Genomic DNA, 26703 nt, shown 5'->3' with positions numbered 1-26703 from the left:
ACTGGCGCTACCGGACCTCAAGGTAATACAGGGGCTACTGGCGCTACCGGACCTCGAGGTAACACAGGCGCTACTGGCGCTACCGGACCTCAAGGTAACACGGGGGCTACCGGCGCGACTGGACCTCAGGGCGTTCAAGGTAACACGGGGGCTACCGGCGCGACTGGACCTCAAGGCGTTCAAGGTAACACAGGTGCTACGGGGGCTACTGGCGCCACTGGACCTCGAGGTAACACAGGCGCTACTGGCGCTACCGGACCTCAAGGTAACACGGGGGCTACCGGCGCGACTGGACCTCAGGGCGTTCAAGGTAACACGGGGGCTACCGGCGCGACTGGACCTCAAGGCGTTCAAGGTAACACAGGTGCTACGGGGGCTACTGGCGCCACTGGACCTCAAGGCGTTCAAGGTAACACAGGTGCTACGGGGGCTACCGGCGCGACTGGACCTCAAGGCATTCAAGGTAACACAGGTGCCACTGGTGCTACCGGCGCTACCGGACCTCAAGGCGTTCAAGGTAACACGGGGGCTACGGGGGCTACCGGACCTCAAGGTAACACGGGCGCTACCGGTATAGGTGTTACCGGACCTACTGGACCTTCTGGTGGGCCTCCTGGACCTACTGGACCTCAAGGTAACACAGGTGCGACTGGCGCCACTGGACCAACGGGGGCTACTGGTATAGGAGTTACCGGACCTACTGGACCTTCCGGTGGGCCTCCTGGACCTACTGGACCTCAGGGGCCTCAAGGTAACACAGGTGCCACTGGCGCTACTGGACCTCAAGGTGCCCAAGGTAACACGGGTGCTACTGGACCTCAGGGCGTTCAAGGACCAACAGGTGCCACTGGCGCTACTGGTATAGGTGTTACCGGACCTACCGGGCCTAGCTTCCCTGTAGCAACAATTGTTGTAACAAACAACATTCAACAAACAGTACTACAATTTAATAACTTTATTTTCAGTACTGCAATTAACGTAAACAATATTATCTTTAATGGCACAGATACAGTTACAGTTATCAACGGTGGTATTTATGTAATTAGCGTATCCATTTCTACAACTGCGCCAGGATGCGCTCCACTTGGAGTAGGAATTTCAATTAATGGAGCAGTTGCAACTGATAACTTCTCTTCAAATTTAATAGGCGACTCACTATCATTTACTACAATCGAAACATTAGCAGCTGGTTCAAGAATTTCTGTCCAATCTACTCTTAACGAGATTACGATCCCTGCGACAGGAAATACTAACATCCGCCTTACTGTATTTAGAATCGCTTAATTTTCACGATTTATTATTTATGGCAAATAAAAAAAGAGCGAGAAACTCGCTCTTTTTTTGTTATGTACAATAATTCATTACTACTCTAATTCAATTGAAACATTTTTTTGTGGTACGAATGTAGAAATTGCATGTTTATAAATAAGCTGTTGCTTACCTTCTGTTTCCAGTAGGACTGTAAAATTATCAAATCCTTTAATTAATCCACGAAGCTGGAAACCATTTAATAAGTACAGCGTAACAAACGTATTCTCTTTACGGAGTTGATTTAAAAACTGATCTTGAATATTGATTGATTGCTTCATGTCGAATCCTCCTCTTTTTCTCTACTTACTATTATTCGACTTTAGTTGTAGCTTTCCTTCTATGTATCGTAAAATTTCTGACGTTTTTTCACCGTCTGTAACATCAAACCATGTGACATCCATCTTATTACGGAACCACGTTAATTGACGTTTTGCATAACGACGTGAATTCGTCTTTAATTGTGATACCGCTTCTTCTAAAGATACACGACCCTCAAAATAATCATATATCTCTTTATAACCAATCGCTTGAATAGATTGACAATCTCTTATCCCTCTATTATATAATCCTTCTACTTCTTCTAATAAACCTTGGTCCATCATTATATCAACTCGTAAGTTAATGCGATCGTATAGCATTTCTCGATCCATTGTCAAGCCAATTAAGGAAACATCGTATAATAACTCGTTTTCTTGTTTTTCAAGTTGATCACTCATTTTTTCACCCGTCGTGTGGAAAATTTCTAACGCTCTAATGACACGGCGCACATTATTTGTATGAATACGCTCAGCGCTTTCTGGGTCTACTTCTTGTAATTTCTTATGTACATATTCCACACCACGTTCTAATGCTAACTTTTCCATTTGTTCTCGGTATATAGCATCACCAGCATCATCCGTAAACTGATAATCGAATAAAACAGATTGTATATACAGACCAGTTCCACCAACGATAATTGGCAATTTACCACGCTCTGTAATCTCTCGAATATGCTTACGAACACGTTCTTGAAATTCGGCAACTGAAAATGATTCTTCTGGATTTTTTATATCGACCATATAATGTGGAATTCCGTCCATCTCTTCTTTCGTCACCTTTGCGGTTCCAATATCCATCGTACGATAAATCTGCATGGAATCTCCACTTATAATTTCACCATTTAACGCTTTGGCAAGGTCAATACTTAACTTCGTCTTCCCAACAGCAGTTGGTCCAATGATGACAGCAACTTTTTCACGTTGCACTTCTCCCATATCATTCAACTCTCTTTATGTAATGTACTCCATCTATTGATTATATCCAATCTTACCAATTTTAACGGCATGATTGCAAGTTCTTTCATTACGGTACATGAAATTATAAATAAAAAAAAGAACATAGTTTGTCCAATTCCGCATATACATGATTAAAAATACCTTCGAGAGGATGAGTTAACTATGAAACAATCCACTATCAATTTTTCATCTTTGACAAAAGACCTCATTTTAGCCACTGCTACAAAAGAACAAAATTGTTCACAAGAAGAATTATACTTCGCCTTAAATTGTTTACTACGTTCTTTTCATTCTACTCTTCAAGAAACAACATTATATCCAGAAAATAAAGATACCGAGTATATACAAAACCAATTTTGCAGTGCCTATAAAATTATTACAGGTAAAACGATTTATCCTTTTCAATAATCCATAAAAGGCGGTTGCTTACATACTTTCAAGCAATCGCCTTTTATATTAATACACATACACTACTCTATAACTTTCACTTTAACTGATTTGCGCCCCCAGCTATTAGCAGTACCATCTGAACCAACTAGAACATCAATACGATTTCCTTTAATCGCACCACCAGTATCTCCAGCAATCGCTTCTCCGTATCCTTCTACCCATACTTTTGATCCAAGTGGAATTACTTTAGGGTCAACAGCAATTACTTTCATATTTGGATTCGCTGTTAAATCATGCCCCATTGCAGTTAATACACGACCACCATACGAACCATTCTCACTCGGATCTGCTGTATACGCTGTCGCCTCTACTGTTATTTCACGTCCACCAGCAGGTGCACTTGTTTCATTAGATTTTGCAACTTGTTTCGTAGTTGACTGCTGTTTTGCCACTGATTTACTTGATTCTACATTCTTAACAGACTCTTTGTTCTTAACTACTTTATTATTTTTAACCGGCGTATTTACTTTTGCCGGTACTTCTTCTTGCGTTACAACTTCTTTCTTCTCAATTACAGGTGCCGTCCCTGTTAAAAATGGCACGTGAACATATCCTGTTTTTCCATTGTAGTCAAATTGTAGCCATTCATTTTGAACTTGATTTGTCGTTTCAATTACATCGTCTTTATTCAATTTACCAAGAATTTCAGAGTCAGTATTCGCTCCAGCACGAACATTTAACACGCCTGCCGTTACATAATATGTACTTTTTGTAAATTCAGCACTTACAAACGCTTCTTGACCATTTAATTTAATTTTTGTCCATCCGTTTTCTGTATTTATAACATCTAATTTATTTCCACTTAACATTTTACCTACAAGCTTTGACTCTATATTTGGGTTTTCTCTAACATTTAATACATCTGTTGTTACAATCGTTTCCGCTTTCGCAGAACCTGCAAAAATCCCAAGACCAAAAACTGCCGCCGTTGCTATACCTAATAATTTTTTCATGAATAGCCTCCATTTGCTTTGTTTTCGTATTTTCATTATAGCAACGGATTTTTAAGATTTTTAGAAAACACACAATTACAAACCATTCGTAATATACGATTAATGAGCTGTAACATAAATTTCCATATTAATGAATTACATTTCCAATAGAATTCCCAATAGTTTTCATATATTTTCCACATACAAGCACCAGAATTTTTTTCCAGAAAAAATTACAGTATTACTTTTTTGTTACAAAAAAATCATATTTCATTACATCTTTTACCAAAATTCATCATTCTCCAACTATTAACCTTCTTTTTTGTAATAAAGTGAAACTTTAATCAGCCCTCACCAATCGAACTTTAATGGGCAGCCCGACCCCCACCTAACTTCTTTGCTTTCGCTGCATTTTGAGGCGGGGGTCTTACTGCCCATTAAAGTCGGATAAAAGGGAGCAGCTAATAAAAGCTACTCCCTTTACACGTATTATTTAACTTTCTTTTTCCAAATCCCCATCATAAGAGCAGAAACAACTGCCCCTATCAATATCGAGAAAATATATAACACTGGTTTATTTACTAATGCGATAACAAACAATCCACCATGCGGTGCCGGTAATGTAATTTGGAATAACATAGATAATGCACCTGCAATACTTGAACCGACAACACAACTGACAATTACTCGAACCGGATCTGCTGCCGCAAATGGAATCGCACCTTCTGTAATAAACGACGCCCCCATAATATAATTTGTTAAACCAGATTTACGTTCTGCTTCAGTAAACTTTGATTTAAAGACGGTAGTTGCGAATGCAATCGCTAATGGCGGTACCATACCACCAGCCATAACTGCTGAGTGCACGCCAAAATTCTGTGCTTCTATTGCAGCAATACCAAATGTAAATGCAGCTTTATTAATTGGACCACCCATATCAATTGCCATCATACCACCTAATATAAGACCTAGTAATATAGCATTTGTACCGTTCAAACCATTTAACCATCCTGTTAACATTTCATTCAATGCTACTACAGGCGGAATTACTACTTTTTGCATAACAACTCCCGTAATCAACAATCCAAAGACCGGATATAACAATACAGGTTTAATTCCTTCTAATTGTACTGGTAGTCCTGAAAATAATCTTTTCAACCCTAAAACAACATACCCAGCTAAGAAACCAGCTATTAATCCACCTAAAAATCCAGCATTCGCATGTGCTGCTAAAAATCCACCGACAACACCAGGCATAAAACCAGGACGATCAGCAATAGAACTCGCAATAAATCCAGCTAAAATTGGTACGAGGAATAAAAACGCCCCTGTTCCCCCTCCACCAATAGACATTAACAACTCAGCCAATGGTCCTTCTGCTTTTATACCACCAACCCAAAATGCTAATGCAATTAAAATCCCTCCACCAACAACGAATGGAAGCATATTACTTACACCGCTCATTAAATGCTTATAAATCCCTAATCCTTTTTCTTTCTCTGCACTTTCTGTCTTTCCATCTTCTTTTATTCCTTTAAAGATTGGTGCATCTTGTTTTACAGCACGATTAAGAAGTTTTTCCGTTTTTCTAATCCCGTCAGCGACTGGCACTTGAATGACATGTTTACCAGCAAAACGATTCATTTCTACTTGTTTATCTGCCGCAACAATTATAGCTGTTGCGCGTTCAATATCCTCTTTCGTTAAACCGTTTTTTATACCTGTTGATCCATTCGTTTCAACTTTAATTGCAATTCCTAGCTCTGCTGCTTTCGCTTTCAAGCTATCTGCAGCCATATATGTGTGAGCGATTCCAGTTGGACAAGCTGTAACAGCTAATACGTACGGTTCATTCCCTTCTGGTTGTGCAACTTCTACCTCTTCTTCTTCTTTTTCATTTTCTTTTTCATCAAATAGACGAAGAAGTTCCTCTTCATCCTTTGCTTCTAACAATTGCTTACGAAATCCTTCATCCATTAATAGTGTAGATAGGCGTGATAACGTTTCTAAATGCGTATTATTCGCCCCTTCACTCGCAGCAATCATAAAGAATAAATGCGCAGGCTGTCCGTCAAGCGATTCAAAGTTGATACCGCTTACACTTCTACCAAAACAAATCGCTGGTTGCTTGACAGCTTTTGTTTTCGCATGAGGTATAGCAATCCCTTCACCAATGCCGGTTGTACTTTGTGACTCCCGCTTTAAAATAGCTTCTTTAAATTCAGCTTTACTATTTAAACGATTTGCCCCGTTTAATTTCTCAACTAATTCATCTATGACAGCTTCTTTATTTGAAGCTGTCAAATTCATAATAACTGTATCCCTTTTTAATAGTTCTGTAATTTTCATATGTTGCTTCCCCCTATCGCTTAGTTACAATTACTTGCGACAATAATTCTTCTACTTTTTCCTTTTCACATAAATCAGCTGAAAATGCTGTTGCACTCCCTGTAGCAACGCCATATTGAAATGCCTTTTCAATATCATTTGTCTGTTCATATTTACCTACAAATCCCGCAACAAGAGAATCTCCAGCCCCAACCGAATTAATTACAACACCTTTTGGAACCGTTGCTTCATATATACCTTCTGCTGTAAACAATAAAGCTCCATCTCCGGCCATTGATACGATAACGTGCTCTACACCTTGTTCAATTAATTTTCTTCCATACGGTAAAATATCTTCTGCTGTTGAAATTTCTACTCCAAATAACTCACCAAGTTCATGATGATTTGGTTTTATTAAAAATGGTTTATTTTTAACTACATGTTGCAGCGCACTACCACTTGCATCTACTACTACACGAATACCTTTTTCCGCTCCGAACACTGCAATTGATTCATAAAAAGTAGTGGGGATAGACGCCGGTACACTTCCAGCTAATACAATACAATCTCCTTGCTTCATACTTTCAATTTGTTTCATTAATTGTTCAAATTGTTCATTTGTCACACTAGGCCCTTGCCCATTTAATTCTGTTTCTTCTTGCCCTTTTATTTTCACATTGATTCGAGAATCTCCATCTACTTGGACGAAGTTTGTTGTTACACCTTCCGTCTGTAATACATCTTTAATAAATCCACCGGTAAATCCACCAGTAAATCCAAGCGCTACATTTTCAACACCTAAACGATGAAGAACGCGAGAAACATTAATTCCTTTTCCTCCAGGAAACTTCATATCTTTCTCCGCTCGATTTACCGCGCCTAAATCTAAAGAATTAACTTGTACTACATAATCAATAGATGGATTTAAAGTTACTGTATAGATCATTGTTTATCAGCCTCAATTACATTGGTTTGTCTTTTATATTTTTCTAAATCAATTTCTAAATGGTTTGTAATAATATTTGCCTCTTCAACATTGGCAATTTTCGCAAACGCAACTTCTGAAAACTTACTTTCATCAATTAAGAAATATCCTTCATTTGCTAATGTTAATGCCATTTGCTTTAAAAGTGCCTCTTCCGGATCTGGTGTTGTAAAACCAAGCTGTTCATGTACACCATTCGCCCCTAAAAAACATTTATCAAAACGATACTTCTGCATACTTTCCTGCGCCATTGCACCGATTAAAGCTTTCGTCCTACTCTTCATCATTCCGCCTAGTAAATATGCACGAATATTATTTTCAACTAGAGCTTCAATATGCATAAGTCCATTCGTAACGACTGTAACATCTTTATTTATTAAAAATGGAATCATTTCAAATGTTGTACTTCCTGCATCTAAATAAATGCAATCACCTTGTTCAACTATGTTAGACGCATATTTTGCAATTTGTTGTTTTATTTGAATGTTTTTGGATGATTTTTCAACCATCGTTGGCTCTTGTCCTTTTCCTGTTAAAACAGCAGCACCACCGTGAACTCTTTTTAATAATCTTTGCTTTTCCAATTGTGCTAAATCACGACGAATTGTTGATTCAGAGCTTTCTGTTCTTTCCACTAATTGTTGTAATTTAACAACCTTCTGCTCTTTTACAAGTTGCAATATCATTTGATGACGTTCAGGAGTTAACATTTCATTCACCTCTTCTTTGATTACAGTATAATGAAAACGATCACAAAAATCAACCACAAACATTCATAAGTAATCAAAAACATTCAAAAACAGTTATAAATAACAGAAAAGAAACCCATTTGATATAACAATCAAATGGGTTTCTTTTCTCGATTCACTTATAAGGAAGATTTATATATGCTTAAAACATCGTCTTTATTTAATTTTTTAAAGTTACCAAATTCACCATAAGCCATCGCTTTATCCGCCATTACATCAATTTCATTTTCACCAATAGCGTAATCAGATAACTTTACTGGTGCCTCAATTGAAGTCCAAAATTGACGTAACGCCTCAATTCCTTCTAGCGCAATTTCTCGATCAGTCTTTCCATCTGTTTCTACATCGAATACACGAATAGCGAACTGTTTAAAACGACTTACATTTTCATCTACGACATGCTTCATCCAGTTCGGGAATAGAATCGCAAGGCCACCCCCGTGTGGTATGTCATGAACCGCAGAAACTGCATGCTCAATATTATGAGTTGCCCAGTCTCCTTTTACCCCCATCGCTAAAATGCCATTTAACGCCATAGTACCGCAATATAAGATCGTTTCTCTATGCTCATAATTTTCTAAATCACTTAAAAGCTTAGGAGCTGTCTCAATTACTGTTTTTAAAACAGATTCACAATAACGATCTTGTAATTCTGTATTTGTTCCATGATGGAAATATTGCTCTAATACATGTGACATAATATCTACCATACCGTAAATTGTTTGATCCCTTGGCACAGACGCAGTATGGACCGGATCTAAAATTGAAAACTGCGGGAAAGTAACTGGGCTACCCCAGCCATATTTTTCATTCGTTTCCCAATTTGTAATGACAGAACCAGCATTCATTTCAGATCCTGTTGCCGCAAGCGTAAGCACCGTACCAAATGGTAATGCCTCATTAGCAAATGCTTTTTTCGTTACAATATCCCATACATCTCCATCGTACTTACTACCAGCAGCAATTGCCTTCGTACAGTCAATTACACTTCCTCCACCAACTGCTAAAATAAATTCAACACCATTCTCTTTACAAATTTGAATTCCTTTCTTTACAGTCGACACACGAGGATTTGGTTCAACGCCTGTCAATTCAAATACTTCTGCATTTATATCTTTTAAAATAGAAATTACATTATCATAAATACCGTTTCTTTTAATACTGCCTCCCCCGTATACGAGAAGAACTTTTTTACCGAACTGTGGAATTTCAGTTTTTAACTGTTCTAATTGATCTTTACCGAAAATAAGTTTCGTTGGATTACGAAATACAAAATTTTGCATATCCCTTTACCATCCCTTCTATATGAAAAGCAACTATACTTTTGTATACCATATTTTTTTCATTTTACAAAAATATTTGCCTAACGAAAAAATCCCAGCCTATAGGCTGGGGTTTTTTATTAATAATAAGGTGAGATCATTAAGTAAACAATAACACCAGATAAACTTACATATAACCAGATCGGCATCGTCCAACGTACAATTTTACGATGACGTGTTAATTGATTTGTAAAACCGAATACAAGTGCAAACAATGCAAGTGGTACAATAATTGCTGCTAGGATAATATGTGTAATTAAAATGATGAAATACACATATTTAATGAATCCTTCTCCACCAAAATGTGTTGCCGGCGCTAAGTAATGATACGATAAATAAGAAACACAAAATAGCAATGTCGTCGTAAATGCTGCTAGGATAAAACCACGGTGCATTTTCACATTCTTCTTAATAATAGAGTATAGAGCTGCTAATAAGAATACGAACGTAAAGCTATTAAAAATTGCATTTAACATTGGTAAAATCGTTACATCAAAATGTACTTCTCCTTCATAGCCAACAGGTCCAAAGAACAAAAATAAAATAATCGCATTTACAATTACAGAAAGCGTTATCACAATAGGAGCATAGCTTTTCTGATTTGTTGATTGATCCACCAAAATGGTCACTCCCTCTTCCTTCAAATATGTATACGTAACCTCACTATTTTAACATACTATTCACAGTGTAAATGTGACAATAGTTTGACACAGCAAGACAAAACAAAGAAAAAATCCTTCTTAATAAAACTTCTTAAGAAGGATTTTATCGCTTTATTATTCAAATAGCAATGCGATTAGTTTTTATTAAAAAATGTATCGCTATATGCTTGAAAAATTTCAGACACTTGATATCCCATTAAAGAAATTGCTGTTAATGAAAAGAAACCAATCATAAGAAATCGAAACCACATATAAATCTCCTCCTTGTATTTAGCTTAAAAAACATTCGCTATATTACAAGTTGAATGGCACTCTTCATCGTCACTTTCCTTTTTCTTTACAATTGCTGTAATAAATCGAATCATAAAGAAAAATACAAAAGGAAATTGTTCGTAATTTACCTTGGCATAGTTTAGCAACGGCTCGCGTTGCATATCGAACGGGGATGAGAAGGAATAGAACATACCTTGCTCTTCCATATATACAATTACAATTTTCATACAAAATACGATTCCTAGAAACGAAACAATATCTTGCCATTCTGTCGTATATAACAGGTTATACAGCTCTAATACGTAATCTTCCATCGTCATCCCCCCTTCCTTTTTTACCATTCTGCTCGCCTTCGTATAAAAAGTCAAGAAAAAAGTTTATATTCACTATGACAATAGTAATTACTTGTTTCTATGATTATATATGATTCTTTTATAGCAATGATTGGGTGTGACTCTATTCTAAAACAAGAAATTAGAATCGAACAGATTCCTCATTCTTACTTGTAGTATTCGATACTGTACTATTTTTATTTCTATTAAAAATAAAATAAGAAATTATGATAAGAACAGTAACAAGCATCGTCAAAAGTGCTTGTGAACGTAAAGATTCAATTGCAAGCATCGCAACTAAAACTGCTATAATAGCGGCAATTGTAACATACGTTACATACGGGAAAAACCACATTTTCACTTTCAAATTTTGTTGTTCTACTTTCCCCATTTTTTTACGAATCTTTAAATGCGAAACAGCTATAACGAGATAAACGAGTAACGCAATTCCGCCAGATGCATTGACTAAAAATAAAAAGACTTTATCTGGAGATATGTAACTAAAAACAACTCCAATATAAGCGAAGAACGTTCCGAATAAAACGGCCCGAACTGGAACACCACTACTATTCAATTTCAAAAATGCCTTTGGAGCATCTCCTCTTTCTGCCATTGAAAAAAGCATTCTTGAGTTCGTATATAAACCAGAATTCAAACAAGAAAGTACAGCTGTTAAAACGATAAAATTCATAATTTGTGCTGCCGCTGGTATCCCTATATGTTCCAGTACCGCTACAAACGGACTTTTTAGTATGTTCGCTGAATTCCATGGAAGAAGTGTAACAACTACAGCAATCGATCCAATGAAAAATACGAGAATACGCCAAATCACACTATTTGTTGCTGTTTTTACTGCTTTTACAGGTTCAGCAGATTCTCCAGCAGCTACTGCAACAATCTCAGATCCCATAAATGAAAATATAACGACAGTAATTCCAAGTAGCACCGAACTTATACCGTTTGGCATAAATCCTCCTTGTCCTACTAAATTTGAAGTGCCAGGTGCTTCCGTTCCTGGTACAAATCCTAAAATAACAGCTAGTCCAAGACAAAGGAACAAAACGATACTTATTACTTTAATAAAAGAAAACCAATATTCAAACTCTCCAAATGATTTCACCGAAAAAACATTCGTCAATGTTAATAAAATCGTTAATATTAGGCTTAATAACCAAAGTGGGATTTCTGGAATCCAGTATTGAATAATACCAGCACCTGCTGTGGCTTCTATTGCAATAACAATTACCCAGAAAAACCAATATAGCCACCCAATTGTATAACCGGCCCATGGACCAATTGCTTCTCTTGCATATGTTGCAAATGACCCACTTGTCGGGTTAATAGCTGCCATTTCCCCAAGCATTCTCATAACGAAAATAACAAGAAGTCCTGCTAATGCATATGAAACGATAGAACCTGGTCCGGCTGAATGTACAACCGCCCCACTTCCAACAAACAAACCAGCTCCTATTACGCCACCAATTGAAATCATTGTAATATGGCGTATTTTGAGGTCTTTCTTAAGATTTTTATCCAACTCTTGTACATCCCCTTCCAAACGTAAATTTGAAATTTACCCCGCATTAACGGGCAGTAAAACCTCCACCTCAAAATTTAGCGGAAGCAAAGAAGTTAGGCGGGAATCTACTGCCCGTAAATGCCCGATTGGTTCAACTAATAATCAGCGGGGATGCCCCCACTGATTAAAGTTTCACTTTATGTAAGAGTATTATGCGAAAAACCTTGTCCTATACTTTAAAATATATCAAAATATTCTGAATTTAACAATCATAATGCAAACTCCTACATAAGTTATTTCATTAAGTTTAATAATTTCCCATATACAATTGTTGAGAAAATTATAGTCACCTTACAAAAGAATGAATTTTCAGATATCATTAAATAAACAAGATTATACATCTAGACAACTTTTTGTATAGGAGTGTTGATATGTTAAACAAGTTCAAATTCATTTGTTGTACGTTAGTAATTTTTTTACTGTTACCACTAGCCCCCTTTCAAGCACAAGCAGCAAACAATTTAGGATCAAAACTACTCGTTGGATACTGGCATAACTTTGATAACGGTACTGGCATTATTAAATTAAGAGACGTTTCACCAAAATGGGATGTAATTAATGTATCTTTCGGGGAAACTGGTGGTGATCGTTCTACTGTTGAATTTTCTCCTGTGTATGGTACAGATGCAGAATTCAAATCAGATATTTCTTATTTAAAAAGTAAAGGAAAGAAAGTAGTTCTTTCTATAGGTGGACAAAATGGAGTCGTTTTACTTCCTGACAATGCTGCTAAGCAACGTTTCATTAATTCCATACAGTCTCTAATCGATAAATACGGTTTTGATGGAATAGATATTGACCTTGAATCAGGAATTTACTTAAACGGAAATGACACTAATTTCAAAAACCCAACGACTCCTCAAATCGTAAATCTTATTTCGGCTATTCGAACAATCTCAGATCATTACGGTCCCGACTTTCTATTAAGCATGGCTCCTGAAACAGCTTATGTTCAAGGCGGTTATAGCGCATATGGAAGCATCTGGGGTGCATATTTACCGATTATTTACGGAGTAAAAGACAAACTAACATACATTCACGTTCAACACTACAACGCTGGTAGCGGGATTGGAATGGACGGTAATAACTACAATCAAGGTACTGCAGACTACGAGGTCGCTATGGCTGATATGCTCTTACATGGTTTTCCTGTAGGTGGTAATACAAATAACTTTTTCCCAGCTCTTCGTTCGGATCAAGTCATGATTGGACTTCCTGCAGCACCAGCGGCCGCTCCAAGTGGGGGATATATTTCTCCAACTGAAATGAAAAAAGCTTTAGATTATATCATTAAAGGAATTCCTTTTGGAGGAAAGTATAAGCTTTCAAATCAGAGTGGCTACCCTGCATTCCGCGGCCTAATGTCTTGGTCTATTAATTGGGATTCAAAAAACAACTTTGAATTCTCTAATAACTATAGAACATATTTTGATGCTATCCCCTTGCAAAAATAATAAAAAACAACAATAGGTTTTATATGACCTATTGTTGTTTTTTATTTACCACCAATTAACATCGCTCGTTCATCAAAATCAAATTGATAATGATGATGTGAAATTAAATACATTAGTTACTATTTTGCTTCAATACAAATACTGAAAGTTCAGGTACACTCCAAAATCTAACAGGCATTCGGGTTGTCCCAATACCACGATTTACATATAAATATAACGGCTTATTCTTCCCCTCTACTTCATACATACCTTCAACATGACTCTCAGCTAGTTTTGTCGTAATGAATGGACCGATAAAAGGAATTTGAACTTGTCCTCCGTGACTATGGCCTGATATTTGAAAATCAACTGGGTAACGTGCTACTTTGTCTACAACATCCGGCTCATGTACTAATAACATATTGAAATCTTGTTGCCTTACTTGTTTTAAAGTCGCGTCTATCTTTGGCTTTCCTAATAAAAAATCATCCAAACCTGATATTGTAATATACTTGCCGTTTTCCGCTTTAATTTTCTGCACTTCATTGACTAACACCACGAAACCAGCTTCCTCCATATATTTTTTATAAAATAAACTACCTCCCCCGCCTCTATCATGATTTCCAAACACTGCATATTTCCCTAAGGGCGCATGTATTTTTTGTAAAATCCCTTTCGCTTCTTCTCTTTCGGCTTTGTACGATCCAAACTTATCTATTAAATCCCCTGTGAAAACGACTACATCTGGACTTAATGCATTCATCTTCTCCACCAAATTTTCTAATTGTTTCAGTGTGAATTCTGGTCCTAAATGTACATCTGAGAACTGCAATATTTTTTTATTATGAAACTCTTTAGGAATTGTAGAAGCCTCTATTTCATTCCACGTAACTGTTACTAGTTTTCGTTCTATTTCTGTCGCATAGAAATACAAACTTATAGAAATCATTACTATACTTACGAAACCGATTATAGATATCTTGACGATTGATTTTTTTTGTTCTTCTTTTACGTGATGCGTATTCATGTTCTCACCTCTAGAAGTACTTTAAAGCCTTATTGTTACATGAATGTGACAAAACGAAAAACGTTAGTTATATCCAATTCCATCCCTGCACACTTTGACAAATTTATACAGAAGTCATAACATATTTTTATAATACATAGATTCTTAAAAATGTTCCATTTATTTTTTATTATTTTATTAAGGAGAGATTATTCATGTCTGTATTTACACCAGAAGAAATTACGGAACTTGCTGCTAATTCCGGAAGAAAAAAAGCTCATTTATCATTACTCCCTATGCTAATTCTCGGATTTTTTGGCGGTGCTTTCATAGCATTAGGGTATTTACTCGATATTCATGTTATTGGAACAATGCCAAAGTCTTGGGGATCATTTACTAGCTTTCTAGGTGCCGCTGTATTCCCTATCGGTCTTATTCTCGTTATTCTTGCAGGCGGTGAACTAGTAACTGGTAACATGATGACAGTTTCCATGGCCTGGCTTCAAAAGAAAATTACTTTATTTTATTTCATACGAAATTTAATTATTGTTACATTGAGCAACTTCATAGGTGCTGTATTCGTTGCTTATTTTTTCGGTCATATCGTCGGATTAACAGAGGGAGCTTTTTTAGCGAAAACGGTTTCTATTGCGCAAGCTAAACTACAAGATACACCACTACAAGCCTTCATTTCTGCAATCGGATGTAATTGGCTCGTTTGTTTAGCTGTTTGGCTCAGTATGGGAAGTAAAGAATTTATCGGAAAGATTATCGGCATTTGGTTCCCAGTTATGACTTTTGTTGCGATTGGATTTCAACACGTTGTAGCCAATATGTTTGTCATCCCAGCTGTAATTTTTGCAGGTCATTTAACTTGGTTTGAATATTTTCCAAACTTCATTTTTGTTTTCTTCGGAAACTTAGTAGGAGGTATGTTATTTGTAGCGTTACCTTATTTCATATCTTATAATAAGAAACTACCTTCTACTAAAGAACAAACGGAATTAAAGAAAAAATCTGTATCCGCTTAAATTGAACGACTATACAGCAATCCTGAAAAATATTACAAATTCCATTTTTTTTACGAATATATGTGCGTACACTTGTTCTCGAATGTTTTATACGTTATAATAACAACTTAAATAGCATTATTTACATATGAGGTGAAAAACATGAACAAAACAGAATTAATCAAAAACGTAGCACAAAATGCTGAGATTTCTCAAAAAGAAGCTACTGTAGTTGTACAAACTGTAGTAGAATCAATCACTAACACTTTAGCTGCTGGTGAAAAAGTACAACTTATCGGATTCGGTACATTCGAAGTTCGCGAAAGAGCTGCTCGTACAGGCCGTAATCCACAAACTGGTGAAGAAATGCAAATCGCAGCTTCTAAAGTACCTGCTTTCAAAGCTGGTAAAGAACTAAAAGAAGCTGTAAAATAATGAAAAATAGCCTTCTCGTTTACGAGAAGGCTATTTTTTTCATTATATAATTAATAAAAATCTGACCATTATGCTGTTTCTTTTGTTCCTTGATGCAAATAAAACCTTTACTTTCAAAGAAAGGTTTTGCTGTAATACTCGCTTCTGTATAGATCTCCCTATGCCCTAGGTTTGCTGCTTCTCTTTCTAACTTCTGTAATATGTAGGAAGCTATCCTTTTGCCTTGATAATCTTTATGTGTAAATAAACGATCTACGTAATGATCCTCATTATAATCTCCAAATCCAACTATCACACCGTTATGATCCGCTACATAACTAATGTTCTTCTCTAAAGACTGTAACCAGCTTTCTCTATCTAGTCGCTCTGGTGCCCATGCCTGTAGCTGTAATACGTTATAATCTTTAGCATTAATTGTATGAACTGTTTCATAGAACAACTGTAATACTTGTTCTAAATCTTCTTTATGGAATGTTCTAATGATCGTATCTTTTAACATATATGAACCTCCTTACTACACTATCATTTAATTTTTCTACCATCTAGTATTCAATATTTCTGCTTTATTATATCTTTTTTCTTTCTATATAAACAAAAACAATACTTATTTCAAAGTATTGTTTTTTGTATAAACGCCTATGCAATTACTCTATAGATTTAAATTTTTATTATTTTAACTTCACTCTTTGCAATCGTAATGCATTTAATACGACCGATACAGAACTAAATGCCATAGCCGCTCCTGCAACCCAAGGTGCCAAGAAGCCGAACGCTGCAATCGGGATTCCTAAGCCGTTATAAGCTAGTGCCCAGAATAAGTTTTGCTTAATATTTCTTATCGTCATCTTACTCATAAAGATTGCATCCGCAATACTATTTAAATCACCACGGATTAACGTAATATCTGCCGCTTCCATCGCTACATCCGTTCCTGTTCCAATTGCCATACCGATATCGGCCGTTGCAAGAGCAGGAGCATCATTTATTCCATCCCCAACCATTGCTACTTTCTTACCTTGTGCTTGCAGTTTTTTCACTTCTTCTGCTTTTCCTTCTGGTAATACTTCTGCAATTACGTGATCAATACCAACTTGCCCCGCAATTGCCTGAGCAGTTTGTGTATTATCTCCTGTAATCATAACAACGTCTAGACCCATTTTCTTAAGTCTTGAGATAGCTGCTTTTGAAGTATCCTTTACAGTATCTGCAACGGCAACTATTCCAGCATACTCCTTATCTATTGCTATTAACATTGCTGTTTTTCCTTCTCGTTCTAGCGCTTCCATCGATTTAGAAACTTCTTCAATATTAATATTGAATTTCTTCATTAATCGGCGTGTACCAATTAATAATTGTTTCCCTTCTACAACTGATTCGATGCCGAATCCCGGAATTGCTTCAAATGTTTCTGAACTTGGGATATCAATTTTCTTTTCTTTAATTCCTTCTACAATCGCTTCTGCAAGTGGATGTTCAGAATTTTTTTCTGCTGCACCTACTAAGCGTAGTATTTCTTCTTCGTGGAATCCATCTGCTACAATTACATCTGTTAACACCGGTTTCCCATTTGTCACAGTACCTGTTTTATCTAGAATAACTGTATCTAATCGATGCGTTGCTTCTAAATGCTCCCCACCTTTAAATAAAATACCATACTCAGCTGATCTTCCTGATCCCGCCATAATAGATGTAGGCGTTGCAAGACCTAATGCACATGGACAAGCGATAACAAGTACTGCTATCATTTTCTCAAGTGCTCCGCCAAAATCGCCTGGTGTAACAAATATCATCCACACTGCAAATGTGATAATCGCGATTCCAACCACAACTGGTACAAAAATACCAGAAATTTGATCAGCTACCCTTTGAATAGGAGCTTTTGAACCTTGTGCCTCTTCTACTACTTTAATAATTTGAGCTAATGCAGTATCTCTTCCTACCTTAGTTGCTTTCACTTTTAAAAATCCATTTTTATTCATTGTAGAACCGATTACTATATCCCCAATTTTTTTGTCAACTGGAATACTTTCACCTGTTAACATCGATTCATCTATGGCTGACTTTCCTTCTATAATCTCACCATCTACCGGAATTTTTTCACCAGGTTTTACATAAACAATATCACCAGCTACTACTTCTTCGATTAAAATTTTCATTTCTGTTCCATCTCGCACAACTGTAGCTGTCTTTGCTTGTAAACCCATCAACTTTTTAATTGCTTCTGATGAACGTCCCTTTGCTTTTGCTTCAAATAATTTACCTAAAATAATTAGTGTAATAAGTACCGCGCTCGTTTCAAAATATAAATCTGTCATATGTTCCGAAGAACCGATAGATTGAATGCTTAAATATACACTATAGAAATAGGCGGCGGACGTTCCAAGTGCCACAAGAACATCCATGTTAGCACTTTTATTACGTAACGCTTTATAAGCCCCAACATAAAACTGTCCACCAATGATAAATTGAACTGGCGTTGCAAGAGCTAGCTGCACCCAAGGGTTCATAAGCATATCAGGTAAATAAATAAACGATGTAAATGAGAAGTGACTTACCATTGCCCACAGCAACGGGAATGATAAAATAAACGAAATGATAAACTTCCTCTTTTGTCGCTCAATTTCTTGTAAGCGATGATCAGTTGATCCATCTTGCTCATCTGATTTCACTTCTAATTTATATCCTAATTTCGTAATTGCACTCTTCATTTCATTTACATTAATCTCATCAGGATTAAAATCTACTGTAGCCGATTCCAAAGCGAAATTTACTGTCGCCTCGTTCACACCTTCTAACTTATTTAAACGTTTTTCTACTCTATTGGCACATGCTGCGCATGTCATTCCTGAAACAGTAAATTCAGCTTTATCACTTACAATTCCATATCCTAATGATTCAACTTTTTCTTTAAACTGTTGCGGATTTGTTTTTTGGGGATCATACATTATTTTGGTTTTTTCAAGTGCAAAATTTACATTTGCATCATGAACACCTTCTACTTTTTTTAGACCTTTTTCAATTCTATTTGCACATGCTGCACATGTCATTCCTGATATTTGAAGATTGGCCTCTTTTTGTTCATTCATGTCTCTCACCTCTATATACCCTTATGAGGTATAATTATTAGCAAAATAAATCGTACTTCCTATAAAGTACGATTTATTTCCATATCTAAAAATAATTATTGAACATCGTATCCTTGATCTTCAATTACAGCAACGATATCTTTTAATGTTACAGCAGACGAGTCGATAGTAACTTCAACAGCTCCTTCTGCTAATTGAACTTTTACTTGCTCAACACCGTTTAGTTCTTTCACACTACTTTCGATAGCATTTACACAATGTCCACAAGACATACCTTCAACTTGTAATGTTAACTGTTCCATTTAAAATCCTCCTCTTATTTCTTCATTGTTTGTTAACCACACCCTCATCTTACCATACCCCCCTAAGGTAATCAACGGTTTTGTGTCATGATTTTTCAATTATTTTCTAAAAGTTTATTTTACATACACTTTTTCACATCAATACCCCGAAACCTTATATGAAAGTAAACAAAAAACAAGCCAGTTACGTACTAGCTTGTTTTTATGCTTTTGAAAAACGTTCAAATACTGTCATTAATTCTTCGATTGCTTCGTCACCATTACCATCTTTAATTGCACCTGAAACACAATGACTTGTATGGTTTTTTAATACACCCATTCCTACTTTTTTCATCGCTGCATTAATCGCTGAAATTTGCACTAAAATGTCCACGCAATACCGATCATTTTCAATCATATTTTGAATACCCCGAACTTGCCCTTCAATTCTCTTCAATCTATTTATAATTTGCTCTTTTTCTTTTTCTGATCTATGTGTTACTGCTTCATGCTCTTTATGCCCCATATTATCACCTTCTTAAAGTTTCTCTTCATCCAATAAAACAATTGCTTTTACGAGTATACCAATTATAGCATTAAATATCTATGCATGATACCCCATATGAGTATATTTCCACTTTATGATTATTCTTAACAAATTGTTAGCTTCTCAGTCTCAATTTTCATTATACCCTTTCCTTTTTTCAAAAAACAATAATAAGCGGGGATTTTCCATCCCCGCTTATTATTCATTTCCAAATATAAAAGTCTCAATCTTCACACGTGTAAATTGAGACTTTTTCTTCCTATATATAATTATTGCTTATCACATACTTTTGTATCATTCACTACTGAAGTTCCTTCAACAGTTACCGTATGAAAACAGTCATTTACACGAACTGTCACAACATTATCTTGCCGATCAATGATATGATATTCATTAAAATTTTTATTCAGAGCACTACGAATTTGTTCTCCTTCATAAATTGGGATGCCATGCGATAAAACCCAAATAAGTCCAGCGATAGCAAGAATAGTTTTCATACGATCTACCTCCTTGAGAATATAGTGAACTTTTCATCCATACTTTTTCAGCTCTACGAATCATGATTGGAATGAACCAAGCTTTTTGGAAATAAGTTCATTTCGTCTATTTTATGTTTATGCTAATTGTGAACGAATTGTGACAACTTTTTGTCTCTTCAGACGAAAAGTTGAAACAAAACTTTCAAAAAGGACAATTCTACTTGAACAACACAAAAGGCTATGGAGGATTTCCCCATAGCCTTGCGTTTGCATTTTATTAGATGATCACTTTATTAACTAACCTAAAAATGTGGATTCACTCCAATCATTAGCCTTTTAATCACTGGATACATGACTAATAAATCTCAACCCTTTACTTAAAGAAGTTGGCACAACAGATGCATGATTCTCTCCTTCTGCTTCATAAAACATAAATCTAAACTGATCGTGTTTTACTTGGAGAAGGCGCTCTGACAATTCATTTGCACCTACAACCATATGCTCTCGTTCAAGTGAACCAACTGTAAGAAATACTCCTGTTTTAACCTTTGCATTGTTTAATTCATTTATAAGATACTCTTCTTTTTCAAGCACAGATTGGTTATTCCACCAAATTGACGGACTACTTATAAAATAATTTTGAAAAGCATTTAGCTTTGTAAATAATATATGTAAAGCAAATAGTCCACCTAAAGAATGCCCAAATAGTGTTTGCTTTCCTTTATCAATTTCAAAATTCTTTTCAATTTGCGGCTTTAATTCTTCTTCAATAAAAGTAAAGAAATGATGTGCTCCTCCTGTTTTAGGCCACGGTTTACCATCTGGCTTTAAAGGTGCATCATTTGAAATTACGCTAGGCGTAAAATCATAGCATCTTTCTTCACCTGAAAATGCCCCTTCAATTGGATAGCCAATACCTACTATAATGGCTGGTGAAACACCTGTTTTTTCTGCTCTAACTGATTGTATTTTAACTGCTTCATGGAATGTTTGAAAAAAGGCATTTCCATCTAATACGTATATAACAGGATACCCTGACTTGGGTGCTGGCTGCCTCGGCTTTGAAATATAAATTTGATATTCATTACATTCTAATTTTGAATACATGTTCCACTGTTCTGTATTAGATGTTTTAATCTGCTGTTTTTCAATAGTAGTATTCACCCTATATCCCCCCTTTTAACTTGTTACATATATTTCTACTTTTTCTTCTTGAGATACAACGCTATCATAACCGAAGCAAACAGGAGCCCCGTTATACGGATCGATCATGACACGCGCATCAATATGAAATACTTCTTTTAATACTTCATTTGTAATAATCTCTTCTGGACTACCAGTTGTAACAATTTCCCCTTCCTTCATTGCAATAATCTCATCTGAAAACCTTGCTGCATGGTTAATATCATGTAGTACCATTACGACCGTACAATTATGTTCTTTATTTAACTTCTCCACAATTTGTAATACATCTAATTGATGAGACATATCAAGGTATGTAGTTGGTTCATCTAGTAGTAACACTTCTGTCTCTTGTGCTAAAGCCATAGCCAGCCATACCTTTTGCCTTTGACCACCAGATAGATTTGCTATTTGTCTCGTTCGAAATGCAGATGTTTTCGTTATATCTAAAGCCCAATCAATCATCTCTTTATCTTTTGAAGTTAACTTATTTACGTTATTCCGATGTGGATAGCGTCCATAAGAAATTAATTCTTCTACTTTAAGCTCTCCTGGCGCAATTGGAGTTTGCGGAAGTAAAGCTAACTGCTTCGCAATTTCTTTCGTTGGAATTGTATTTAGATCTTGCCCTTGCAAATAGACTTTACCGCTCTTTTGCTTTAAAATTCTTCCCATTGTTTTTAACAATGTTGATTTACCGCACCCGTTTGGCCCTATAATTGTCGTTACTTTTCCTTCTTGTATTTCCACATTTAAATCACGAAACACTGTAAGCTTTTCATAACTCGTTTCTAAATTTTTTGCACTTAAAATACTCACTTTTATTCCTCCCCTTACGCTTTCGCCTTATAAAGTAAATATAAGAAATACGGTACACCGACAATAGAAATAACGATTCCCACTGGTAACTCTACAGGTGTGAAAACTGTTTTTGCAATAAAGTCTGAAGCAATTACAAGAAACATTCCGATTACTCCGCACGTAGGAATGATATGCTTATGCTGAATACCGACAAGTCTTTTCGCTATATGCGGTGCCATTAATCCAATAAAACCAATACTTCCTGAAACAGCAACACATGCGCTCACAAGTCCGATACTACTTAATAGTAAAATTGATTTCTCTCTTTCTAGCGAAACACCTAAACTTGTAATACTCGTTTCTTCCAACTGAAATAAATCTAATAAATAAGCTTTCTTTTGTATGAGAGGAATTAATATGATAAGCCACGGCAACATGGCAATAATGTACTTCCAATTTGCACTATATATACTTCCAGACACCCATACTGCAGCCATTTCAAAATCCGTTGACTTCATTTTGAGTGATAAATACATAGAAAATGCCCCAAATCCTGATCCAATTGCAATCCCTGTTAATAAAAGACGTTGCGAATCTAACTTACCGTTTTTCCAAGAAAACAGATAAATGATGATAGCTGCACCTAATCCACCTACTAAACCAAACATTGGCATCATCATAATAGAAACCCAGTCTGTGCTCTTTAATTGGCCTTGAAAGAAAAACATAAAGATGACGATCGCTGTTCCTGCTCCCGCATTTACTCCTAAAATACCTGGGTCTGCCAGTCCGTTTCTTGTAATCCCTTGAATTACAGCACCTGCAACGCCTAGGCCTAATCCTACTAATCCAGCAATTACGATGCGCGGAAGACGAAACTCAAAAATAACTAAATCATGGTCCGGTACTGGATCTATTCTAAGGAGTGTTTTACATACATCTGTAATCGTAATGTCAAACGTACCATTCGTTAAACTAATATAAATAGCACATAGTATTAAAAATATAAGTATCCCCATCGTCATTCCGAAACGTTGATTTGAGCTTTTAAGCATGTCTCTCTCCTCCTCTTGTACGGATTAAATACAGGAAGAAAGGAATTCCAATTAAGGAGGTAACGACTCCAATCGGTGTTTCAAATGGATAGTTTACAAATCTACTTAAAACGTCACATAACGCTAGAAAAACGCCACCAATAACGCCTGCACATGGCAAAATCCACTTATAATCTACCCCAATTATAAAGCGAGTAATGTGCGGAATAATTAAACCTACAAAACCAACTTTCCCCACTAAAGCAACTGCCGTTCCTGTTAAGAAAATAACTGATAAAATTGCCATCGCTTTAACTAGTTTTGTACGTTGCCCTAGATTAATAGAAACTTCTTCGCCTAAAGAGAGAATCGTAATAGAATTTGATATGAACAGTGCTAAAATTATTCCAATTATCCCAAACGGCATCGTAATTTTAATGATATTAGGATCAACTTGATCTAATTTTGCATTAAACCAAAAACTAACATTTTGAGAAATTTGGAAATACGAAGCCATTGCAGCCGATACACTGCTTAAAAATGTTCCAATAACTGTTCCGATAATTGCCAACCTAACTGGTGATAAGCCATTTTGAAGGAGTGAACCAAAACCAAATACGATACCAGCTCCTAGTGCAGAACCAATCATTGAACATATCACCATACCAATGGATGACATTCCTGGGAGAAAAATCATACAAAGTGTAATAACAAAGGCTGCTCCATCCGTCACACCCATAATAGAAGGGGATGCAAGATAGTTTCTTGTCATCCCCTGCATAAGTGCTCCTGATATGGCTAGAAATGCTCCGACTAAAAGAGCTGCAACTACCCTTGGTAAACGTGAAGTAATAATAATATTATGATTTACATCACTTGAATCAAAATGAAATAATGCGTTCCACACCGTTTCAGCATCAATACTTTTCGCCCCATACAAAATAGAAAGTATAACTGTAAATAAGATGAGTATGGGTGCTATACATAATATAGTTACTGGTACTGCATTTGTTTTCTGCATATCATTCAACGCACCTTACTTATTGTATTATTTAGATAAATTTTTCACTGCTTCTTTTAAGAATGCTGTTTTACTCCAAGCAGTACCACCTTGTGCCATTGGATCCACAACGTTTACAAATACTTTCTTTTCTTTCGCAGCATTCATACTTTGCCAAATTGGATTACTTTCAATTTCTTCTAGCACTTTCGGGTTTTTATTTTCAGTTGTTTCATATTGTAAGAAAATATAATCTGGGTTAAGTTCAGCAAGTTTTTCAAATGAAATCTTCTCTTGTGCTTTTACAGTTTTTAATTGTTCTGGAGCAGTTAGTCCAAGATCTTTATAAATTACAGGGTTGAAGTATACTCCTTCTGGATATAGGAATAATTCGTTTGCTCTTAGTCTAATAACAAGTACTTTTTTGTCTTTTAACTTATCTCCTAGTTTTGCTTTTGCTTTTTCAGCGTCCGTATTGTAATCTTTAATAATTTTTTCCGCTTTATCTTTTTTGCCAGTTAATTCTCCCATTAACTTTAAGTTATCTTCCCAATTTGTTGAAACATGTGATACCGGGAATGTAGGAGCTACTTTCGTAAATTTTTCAGCTGTTTCTGCTGGGAATTTCGTACTTGATGTAATAACATCTGGCTTTAATTGAAGTAATGTTTCGAAATTTGGTTCCATTTTCTCACCAACAGATTTTGCACCCTCTAAATCTTTCTCAAGATACTTCGGTAATTTACCACCAACAGTAATAGCACCTACTGGCTTAATACCAAGTACCGCCGCATCTTCCATTGACTCTAAACTAGCTGTCGCAATTTTATCTACTTTTGCCGGCACTGTATATTCTTTACCTAAATATGTAATTTTTCTTTTTTCGTCCTTTTTCGTCTCACTAGCTTTTGGCTGTTGCGTTTTTTCTCCTGATGTTTTATCTGCACTATTACATGCTGCTAGTCCTACACTTAAAACTGTAACCATCCCTAATGTAAATAACTTCTTATTCATCTTTATATATCTCCTCTCGAATTTTCAAAACTATATTCTCAATAAAATTTAACTATATGAAAATTGTCTTACATATATATTTCATTAGATTAATAATTCTATCCAGAACTCATTCTCGTTCACTTCCCCTAAGCTATAATTCTATTACACCTCACCCATTGATAATCCTTTTCATTGATAATGATTATCGTTACTAATTATATATTTAATATGTAATTATTTCAAGAAAGATTTGAAAAATTTTAACAAACTGAATTAAAAAAGAAGTATCCGCCTACTGTCAGGTGGATACTTCTTTTTTTAGAAATTTATATGTAATTCAACTGGGCAATGGTCTGATCCCATTACTTCACTATTAATTTTCGCCTCTGTTATTTGGTCTTTCATTCTTTCAGAAACAACAAAATAATCTAAACGCCATCCAATATTTTTTGCTCTCGCTCCCATTCGATACGACCACCACGAATATGCGCCTTCTTGATTAGGATATAGATAACGATACGTATCAATAAATCCTTCTTCTAAAATACATGTAAACTTCTCTCTTTCTTCATCAGAAAACCCAGGATTTTTACGATTACTTTTTGGATTTTTCAAATCAATTTCTTTATGAGCAACGTTTAAGTCTCCACAAAAAATAACTGGTTTTTTCTCATCTAATCGTTTAATATACACCCGGAAATCATCTTCCCATTTCATTCTGTAATCTAATCTTTCTAATCCACGTTTTGAATTTGGTGTATATAATGTAATGATGTAAAAATCTTCGAATTCTAAAGTAATAACACGTCCTTCTTGATCATGCTCTTCAATGCCTAAACCATAAGTAACAGAAAGTGGTTCTTTTTTCGAAAAAATAGCCGTCCCTGAATATCCTTTTTTTACAGCATAATTCCAATATGTATAATATTCTTCTAGATTTAAATCAATTTGCCCATCTTGTAATTTAATCTCTTGTAAACAAAATATATCAGCATTGGATTCCTCGAGATATTCTAAAAATCCACCTTTTGCGATAACTGCTCGCAAACCATTTACATTCCACGAAATTAACTTCACTTATAGGCCTCCTCTTGATGTTTCTTTCCAAATTTCATGCTATCACAAAATAGAAAAACAATCATATTTTCACCTTTGTAATCTTGCTCTTACATTTATGAATACATACATACGCACTTTATTCAGGTTATACTAATTT

27 protein-coding genes are annotated in these 26703 nt (G+C 35.8%); 5 read left to right on the top strand and 22 right to left on the bottom strand.

Features of this window, described 5'->3' with window-relative positions; all coding sequences use genetic code 11:
• A partial coding sequence (locus AC0NJG_RS18280; protein WP_474063267.1) for a Gly-Xaa-Xaa repeat protein occupies positions 1–1284 on the top strand: 1284 nt, incomplete at its 5' end.
• Positions 1285–1364: 80 nt separating this feature from the next.
• Here the strand turns inward: AC0NJG_RS18280 and hfq are convergent.
• Complete coding sequence (gene hfq / locus AC0NJG_RS18275) at positions 1365–1589, bottom strand: RNA chaperone Hfq (RefSeq protein ID WP_000813896.1); 225 nt, start codon at positions 1587–1589, stop codon at positions 1365–1367.
• Between the two features lie 21 nt (positions 1590–1610).
• Positions 1611–2564 (bottom strand): tRNA (adenosine(37)-N6)-dimethylallyltransferase MiaA, encoded by a 954-nt coding sequence (miaA, locus tag AC0NJG_RS18270; protein WP_000504943.1) that lies wholly within the window; start codon positions 2562–2564, stop codon positions 1611–1613.
• A gap of 183 nt (positions 2565–2747) precedes the next feature.
• Here miaA and AC0NJG_RS18265 point away from each other — a divergent pair, with 183 nt between their 5' ends.
• On the top strand, positions 2748–2993 hold the full coding sequence (locus AC0NJG_RS18265) for a hypothetical protein (protein WP_087954557.1): 246 nt from the start codon (positions 2748–2750) through the stop codon (positions 2991–2993).
• Between the two features lie 62 nt (positions 2994–3055).
• Here AC0NJG_RS18265 and entD read toward each other — a convergent pair whose 3' ends face one another.
• The 8 genes from entD to gabP all read right to left on the bottom strand — a co-directional run bounded on the left by entD (position 3056) and on the right by gabP (position 12155).
• On the bottom strand, positions 3056–3988 hold the full coding sequence (gene entD, locus AC0NJG_RS18260; protein ID WP_087954556.1) for a cell wall-binding protein EntD: 933 nt from the start codon (positions 3986–3988) through the stop codon (positions 3056–3058).
• Positions 3989–4456: 468 nt separating this feature from the next.
• Positions 4457–6316 carry a PTS fructose transporter subunit IIABC gene (locus AC0NJG_RS18255; protein WP_087954555.1) on the bottom strand — a complete coding sequence of 620 codons (1860 nt, stop codon included), beginning with the start codon at positions 6314–6316 and terminating at the stop codon, positions 4457–4459.
• A 13-nt stretch (positions 6317–6329) separates the two neighbouring features.
• Positions 6330–7241: a 1-phosphofructokinase gene (gene pfkB / locus AC0NJG_RS18250; protein ID WP_474063266.1), complete on the bottom strand. Its 912-nt coding sequence runs from the start codon at positions 7239–7241 to the stop codon at positions 6330–6332.
• The gene (locus tag AC0NJG_RS18245; protein ID WP_087954553.1) at positions 7238–7990 is read right to left on the bottom strand and encodes a DeoR/GlpR family DNA-binding transcription regulator; all 753 of its coding nucleotides are present in this window, start codon (positions 7988–7990) and stop codon (positions 7238–7240) included. Before AC0NJG_RS18245 ends, pfkB begins: the two co-directional genes overlap by 4 nt.
• Positions 7991–8148: 158 nt before the next feature.
• Positions 8149–9312 carry an iron-containing alcohol dehydrogenase gene (locus AC0NJG_RS18240; protein ID WP_087954552.1) on the bottom strand — a complete coding sequence of 388 codons (1164 nt, stop codon included), beginning with the start codon at positions 9310–9312 and terminating at the stop codon, positions 8149–8151.
• Between the two features lie 119 nt (positions 9313–9431).
• Positions 9432–9971 carry a DUF420 domain-containing protein gene (locus AC0NJG_RS18235; protein ID WP_087954551.1) on the bottom strand — a complete coding sequence of 180 codons (540 nt, stop codon included), beginning with the start codon at positions 9969–9971 and terminating at the stop codon, positions 9432–9434.
• A gap of 317 nt (positions 9972–10288) precedes the next feature.
• Positions 10289–10627 (bottom strand): hypothetical protein, encoded by a 339-nt coding sequence (locus AC0NJG_RS18230; protein WP_016718270.1) that lies wholly within the window; start codon positions 10625–10627, stop codon positions 10289–10291.
• Between the two features lie 133 nt (positions 10628–10760).
• Positions 10761–12155, bottom strand: coding sequence for a GABA permease (gabP, locus tag AC0NJG_RS18225; protein WP_087954550.1), 1395 nt, complete (start codon positions 12153–12155; stop codon positions 10761–10763).
• A 413-nt stretch (positions 12156–12568) separates the two neighbouring features.
• Between gabP and AC0NJG_RS18220 the strand changes: the two genes are divergently transcribed.
• Positions 12569–13651, top strand: coding sequence for a chitinase (locus AC0NJG_RS18220; protein ID WP_087954549.1), 1083 nt, complete (start codon positions 12569–12571; stop codon positions 13649–13651).
• A 112-nt stretch (positions 13652–13763) separates the two neighbouring features.
• On the opposite strand, the gene AC0NJG_RS18215 is transcribed toward AC0NJG_RS18220, so the two are convergent.
• A complete protein-coding gene (locus AC0NJG_RS18215; RefSeq protein ID WP_474063265.1) occupies positions 13764–14657 on the bottom strand; it encodes a metallophosphoesterase in 894 nt (297 codons plus the stop codon).
• Positions 14658–14851: 194 nt separating this feature from the next.
• Here AC0NJG_RS18215 and AC0NJG_RS18210 point away from each other — a divergent pair, with 194 nt between their 5' ends.
• Positions 14852–15667, top strand: a complete 816-nt coding sequence (locus AC0NJG_RS18210) for a formate/nitrite transporter family protein (protein WP_087954547.1) — start codon at positions 14852–14854, stop codon at positions 15665–15667.
• 141 nt (positions 15668–15808) lie between these two features.
• Positions 15809–16081: an HU family DNA-binding protein gene (locus AC0NJG_RS18205; RefSeq protein ID WP_001043904.1), complete on the top strand. Its 273-nt coding sequence runs from the start codon at positions 15809–15811 to the stop codon at positions 16079–16081.
• Between the two features lie 19 nt (positions 16082–16100).
• Here the strand turns inward: AC0NJG_RS18205 and AC0NJG_RS18200 are convergent, their stop codons facing one another.
• The 11 genes from AC0NJG_RS18200 to AC0NJG_RS18150 form a co-directional block, all read right to left on the bottom strand.
• Entirely contained in the window at positions 16101–16580 is a 480-nt protein-coding gene (locus AC0NJG_RS18200) for a GNAT family N-acetyltransferase (protein ID WP_087954546.1), read from the bottom strand.
• Positions 16581–16749: 169 nt separating this feature from the next.
• Positions 16750–19167 (bottom strand): heavy metal translocating P-type ATPase, encoded by a 2418-nt coding sequence (locus AC0NJG_RS18195; protein WP_088327970.1) that lies wholly within the window; start codon positions 19165–19167, stop codon positions 16750–16752.
• Positions 19168–19262: 95 nt separating this feature from the next.
• Entirely contained in the window at positions 19263–19469 is a 207-nt protein-coding gene (copZ, locus tag AC0NJG_RS18190; protein WP_474063264.1) for a copper chaperone CopZ, read from the bottom strand.
• A gap of 202 nt (positions 19470–19671) precedes the next feature.
• On the bottom strand, positions 19672–19974 hold the full coding sequence (locus AC0NJG_RS18185; RefSeq protein ID WP_000509876.1) for a metal-sensing transcriptional repressor: 303 nt from the start codon (positions 19972–19974) through the stop codon (positions 19672–19674).
• Positions 19975–20264: 290 nt separating this feature from the next.
• Positions 20265–20492, bottom strand: coding sequence for a hypothetical protein (locus tag AC0NJG_RS18180; protein WP_087954544.1), 228 nt, complete (start codon positions 20490–20492; stop codon positions 20265–20267).
• 318 nt (positions 20493–20810) lie between these two features.
• Positions 20811–21638 carry an alpha/beta hydrolase gene (locus tag AC0NJG_RS18175; RefSeq protein ID WP_087954543.1) on the bottom strand — a complete coding sequence of 276 codons (828 nt, stop codon included), beginning with the start codon at positions 21636–21638 and terminating at the stop codon, positions 20811–20813.
• Between the two features lie 15 nt (positions 21639–21653).
• On the bottom strand, positions 21654–22475 hold the full coding sequence (locus AC0NJG_RS18170) for an ABC transporter ATP-binding protein (protein ID WP_000025777.1): 822 nt from the start codon (positions 22473–22475) through the stop codon (positions 21654–21656).
• Positions 22476–22489: 14 nt separating this feature from the next.
• Positions 22490–23512, bottom strand: coding sequence for a FecCD family ABC transporter permease (locus tag AC0NJG_RS18165; protein WP_087954542.1), 1023 nt, complete (start codon positions 23510–23512; stop codon positions 22490–22492).
• Positions 23505–24512, bottom strand: a complete 1008-nt coding sequence (locus AC0NJG_RS18160; RefSeq protein ID WP_087954541.1) for a FecCD family ABC transporter permease — start codon at positions 24510–24512, stop codon at positions 23505–23507. Before AC0NJG_RS18160 ends, AC0NJG_RS18165 begins: the two co-directional genes overlap by 8 nt.
• Positions 24513–24539: 27 nt before the next feature.
• Entirely contained in the window at positions 24540–25505 is a 966-nt protein-coding gene (locus AC0NJG_RS18155) for an iron-hydroxamate ABC transporter substrate-binding protein (RefSeq protein ID WP_087954540.1), read from the bottom strand.
• Between the two features lie 300 nt (positions 25506–25805).
• Complete coding sequence (locus AC0NJG_RS18150) at positions 25806–26564, bottom strand: exodeoxyribonuclease III (protein ID WP_000767600.1); 759 nt, start codon at positions 26562–26564, stop codon at positions 25806–25808.
• Positions 26565–26703: the final 139 nt, after the last annotated feature.

The organism is Bacillus sp. SSR7, from assembly GCF_055902415.1.
The sequence above is the reverse complement of the archived record's forward strand: the minus strand, read 5'-3'. Positions and strand labels throughout refer to the sequence as shown.

Excerpts from the sequence above, each read along its gene's own strand:
- AC0NJG_RS18155 (WP_087954540.1), bottom strand. The coding sequence starts at position 25,505 with ATGAATAAGAAGTTATTTACATTAGGGATGGTTACAGTTTTAAGTGTA.
- AC0NJG_RS18165 (WP_087954542.1), bottom strand. The coding sequence starts at position 23,512 with ATGCTTAAAAGCTCAAATCAACGTTTCGGAATGACGATGGGGATACTT.
- AC0NJG_RS18240 (WP_087954552.1), bottom strand. The coding sequence starts at position 9,312 with ATGCAAAATTTTGTATTTCGTAATCCAACGAAACTTATTTTCGGTAAA.
- AC0NJG_RS18215 (WP_474063265.1), bottom strand. The coding sequence starts at position 14,657 with ATGAATACGCATCACGTAAAAGAAGAACAAAAAAAATCAATCGTCAAG.
- AC0NJG_RS18220 (WP_087954549.1), top strand. The coding sequence starts at position 12,569 with ATGTTAAACAAGTTCAAATTCATTTGTTGTACGTTAGTAATTTTTTTA.
- miaA (WP_000504943.1), bottom strand. The coding sequence starts at position 2,564 with ATGGGAGAAGTGCAACGTGAAAAAGTTGCTGTCATCATTGGACCAACT.
- AC0NJG_RS18195 (WP_088327970.1), bottom strand. The coding sequence starts at position 19,167 with ATGAATGAACAAAAAGAGGCCAATCTTCAAATATCAGGAATGACATGT.
- hfq (WP_000813896.1), bottom strand. The coding sequence starts at position 1,589 with ATGAAGCAATCAATCAATATTCAAGATCAGTTTTTAAATCAACTCCGT.
- pfkB (WP_474063266.1), bottom strand. The coding sequence starts at position 7,241 with ATGATCTATACAGTAACTTTAAATCCATCTATTGATTATGTAGTACAA.
- AC0NJG_RS18245 (WP_087954553.1), bottom strand. The coding sequence starts at position 7,990 with ATGTTAACTCCTGAACGTCATCAAATGATATTGCAACTTGTAAAAGAG.
- AC0NJG_RS18255 (WP_087954555.1), bottom strand. The coding sequence starts at position 6,316 with ATGAAAATTACAGAACTATTAAAAAGGGATACAGTTATTATGAATTTG.
- AC0NJG_RS18200 (WP_087954546.1), bottom strand. The coding sequence starts at position 16,580 with ATGTTAAAAGATACGATCATTAGAACATTCCATAAAGAAGATTTAGAA.
- AC0NJG_RS18205 (WP_001043904.1), top strand. The coding sequence starts at position 15,809 with ATGAACAAAACAGAATTAATCAAAAACGTAGCACAAAATGCTGAGATT.
- AC0NJG_RS18180 (WP_087954544.1), bottom strand. The coding sequence starts at position 20,492 with ATGAAAACTATTCTTGCTATCGCTGGACTTATTTGGGTTTTATCGCAT.
- entD (WP_087954556.1), bottom strand. The coding sequence starts at position 3,988 with ATGAAAAAATTATTAGGTATAGCAACGGCGGCAGTTTTTGGTCTTGGG.
- AC0NJG_RS18230 (WP_016718270.1), bottom strand. The coding sequence starts at position 10,627 with ATGGTAAAAAAGGAAGGGGGGATGACGATGGAAGATTACGTATTAGAG.
- AC0NJG_RS18210 (WP_087954547.1), top strand. The coding sequence starts at position 14,852 with ATGTCTGTATTTACACCAGAAGAAATTACGGAACTTGCTGCTAATTCC.
- AC0NJG_RS18265 (WP_087954557.1), top strand. The coding sequence starts at position 2,748 with ATGAAACAATCCACTATCAATTTTTCATCTTTGACAAAAGACCTCATT.
- AC0NJG_RS18160 (WP_087954541.1), bottom strand. The coding sequence starts at position 24,512 with ATGCAGAAAACAAATGCAGTACCAGTAACTATATTATGTATAGCACCC.
- AC0NJG_RS18185 (WP_000509876.1), bottom strand. The coding sequence starts at position 19,974 with ATGGGGCATAAAGAGCATGAAGCAGTAACACATAGATCAGAAAAAGAA.
- copZ (WP_474063264.1), bottom strand. The coding sequence starts at position 19,469 with ATGGAACAGTTAACATTACAAGTTGAAGGTATGTCTTGTGGACATTGT.